Source organism: Streptomyces sp. WM6386, assembly GCF_000972385.1.
Classification (GTDB): Bacteria; Actinomycetota; Actinomycetes; order Streptomycetales; family Streptomycetaceae; genus Streptomyces.
Genome location: NZ_JXTE01000153.1, coordinates 1 through 2,849 on the forward strand (window position 1 = coordinate 1; position 2,849 = coordinate 2,849).

Below are 2,849 nucleotides of genomic sequence, written 5' to 3' on the forward strand. Positions count from 1 at the left end.
GACCATGACCGGGCAGCCCAGCTCCTGACTGAGCGCCTCCCGGACCGGGAAACCGTCCCAGCCCGGCATGATCGGCGGAGCCACCGGAACACCCTCGGGAAAGCGGACCGGCCCCGGCACACCGATGCCGGCACCGTCGAAACCCTCCGCAAGCCCCGTCGCCTTCAACTTCGCCGCCATCGACAGGACTTGCTCGAAGACCGCGACCGGGCCCTCACGGACGTCCATGGGCTGGTTGAGGTGCCCCAGGACCTCCAACTCCGCATTCGTCACGGCGACATCGATCGAAGTGGCACCGATATCGACACCGAGGAAACGCAGCGTCGGCGCGAGCCGGATGTTGTGCGACCGCCGACCGCCCCGGGACGGTGCCAGCCCGTCCGCGACAACCAGCCCCGTCTCCAGCAGCCGGTCCACTTCGACGGCCAGCTTCGAGCGGGACAGGTCCACCAGATCACCGAGCTGGGCACGAGAGTTGGACCCGTTGTCACGCAGCAGACGAAGCAGCCGCGCCTGATGCGCGTTCTCAGGTCGTGCCGTCATCCGTCGCACGATCCCTCCTCTCCCCTCACCCATGGCCGGGGATCCAGGCGCCTGTCTGCACCGACTGCACCGTCAGGCTGTTGAAGAGGAACGTAACAACGATTTTCCGGAGTGGGAAGTACTTACGCTGGAGTAGGACGCTCTTTTTCCACACTCAGGACAAAGTCTGGATGGGTGATGTCCGGAAGTCGCCTTGGGCCGGCGGATACGGACTGGCTTGGGCCGGAGCGGCGGAATGGCGTCTGCTGCGGCCGGTTCGGCTTCGGCGAACGCGCGGCAGAGCGAGGCGACTGACGGGTTCTTGCCGGAGTTCTTCCCCGTCTTGATGACACAGTTTCTTCGCGATGTCGGGGACGGGGGCGGCCCCGGGTTGCCATGACGCCGGGGCCGCCGCACCGGTCGGTTCAACCCGGTGGAGGGGTGCGGTCCTGCCCGGCGCCGGGCAGGACGGGTTCCAGACCGCCGACACGTCGAAACCTCGTGGCTCCCGGCCAACGGCTACCGCTTGTCCCGAGGCACGCCCCGGAGTCGACGGGGTTCCGGTGCCGTGGTGCCGAGGGCCGGGCTCGGCGACATCCTGCAGCTGTCGACGGCGGACCGTCTGCTGTTGCACCGGCTGCCCAAGGAACACGGCGAGGACAAGTGTGCCAGACGGTCACCGCACCGCCGGAGCGCACGGTGCGCCTCACCTTGCGGGCACTCCTGGAGAGTCTGGAGCCCGCGCCGGCCGTCCTGCTCAACCGGATGGGAGACATCGTGGCCTGGACACAGGGCTACGAGCGGTACGCCCGTCCACTCGGCCTGCTCGACGGCGACCCTCCCAACATGCTGCGGTACCTGTTCACCGACGACCGGTCCCGCGCCGTGTTCCCCGGGTGGGACCGGCTGGCCGACGGGCAGGTCGCCCATCTGCGCAACGAGGCCTCGCTGCACGACCCTCATGTCGCTGTCCTGGCCGACGAGCTGACGGCGGCGGGGGCGCCGTTCAGCGACCGGCTCGCCGCTGTTCCGGCCCTGCCCTCCCGATTTGGGCTTGAGGTGGTCGAGCATCCCGAGGCAGGTCGCCTGCGCCTGTCGTTCGAGACGCTCATGCTTGCGGACGAGGGCCGTCGCCTGGTGGTGCACATGACGGCCGACCAGGCCACGGCCACCGCGCTGGACCGTCTCAATGGCCGCAGGCCGGGGGCACTGCGGGCGGTGAGCGGCTGACCTTCCCTGGGGGACATAGCACTCTCGCCGCTGCCGTGTGCCGCCCCCGGGGGTGGCGGCGGTGAAGCTGTAAGGGCCGAGGACGTTCAGAGTCTTGTGCTTGAGCGGGGACAGCCGGGCCACGCCCTCGTCGTGGATCTCGTGAATCTCGTGGCCCTCGCCGCAGAGTTGGGCGACAGCGGCGTCGATGTAGCGCGTCGTCCAGAGCACCGCGGCGTTCAGGACCTGGCCGAGCGAACCGAGCTGATCCTCCATCCCGTCCCGGTACGCCTGGTGGATGGTGCCTCCTTGCCGCGGCGGATGTCGCGGGCCAGTTTGTGACGGGACTCCTGGACGGTGAGCTGCTTGTGCATCTGCCGCCGGTAGGTGTCATCGACCGGGTCGACGACGGCGAGCAGGTGCTGCAACGCCTCGGCGATCCGCCCGTACTCGGCGAACGCCTGTCCCAGCGGCGTGGGGTGGCCCTCGCGGCCGAACATCCGCAGCAGGTCGTAGGCGCGTACCTGGTCGGTGAATCGCCTTCGCCTCCAGATGCCGCATCACCGCGGTGAGCATGGCGGTGCGCTTGGCCCCCGGGGCCCGCTCCAGCTTCGGCGCCTTGGTGGCCCCGCCGAGCCCGACTGGTCACTGCCGAGCGACTACCGGCTCCCTTCACGGCCCCGGCACGGATCGGTCCTGCCCTCACTGCCGAGGAGCCGGCGCGAGTGGACGCCGCGTATCCGAACTCCTGAGCCATGCAGGATCTTGCGCCCGGCTGTCTGTCACGAGTCGGCCGGACGCCGCCAGTTGCGCATGACCGCGCCGCAAGAGCCTTATCCGGAATTGCCGGAGAAATGCCGCGAGGCTCACCAGAGCGACTGATGATTTCACATCCCAACCTTCGAATACGGGTGCGACTACCGCCGGTAACATTCCATCCCTCGCAAGGTTTTGAAAATCGGTCAGAGAGAGCGCTTGTCTCGCCGACTCGCGTATGCGAAGGTGAGCCTCGCTTGAGACAGTTCCCGGCCCTGACCAGGCAAAAGGGCGTCCTCAAGGTATGAACCAATCACCCAGCGCTTTCCGACGGAACGTCATTTTCGTATGCCGTCCTGCCA

Annotated in this window: 2 protein-coding genes and 1 pseudogene; 1 reads left to right on the forward strand and 2 read right to left on the reverse strand. The window is 68.0% G+C overall.

The features are described from left to right. On the reverse strand, nucleotides 1-543 hold a 543-nt coding region (locus tag TN53_RS40195; protein WP_046263818.1), incomplete at its 3' end, for an ROK family transcriptional regulator. Between the two features lie 642 nt (nucleotides 544-1,185). Here TN53_RS40195 and TN53_RS40200 point away from each other — a divergent pair. Beyond that, on the forward strand, nucleotides 1,186-1,752 hold the full coding sequence (locus tag TN53_RS40200; RefSeq protein WP_052745400.1) for a hypothetical protein: 567 nt from the start codon (nucleotides 1,186-1,188) through the stop codon (nucleotides 1,750-1,752). 129 nt (nucleotides 1,753-1,881) lie between these two features. Here TN53_RS40200 and TN53_RS46145 read toward each other — a convergent pair. Then, nucleotides 1,882-2,231: pseudogene (locus TN53_RS46145) on the reverse strand (Tn3 family transposase); the annotation flags it as partial. Nucleotides 2,232-2,849 lie beyond the last annotated feature (618 nt).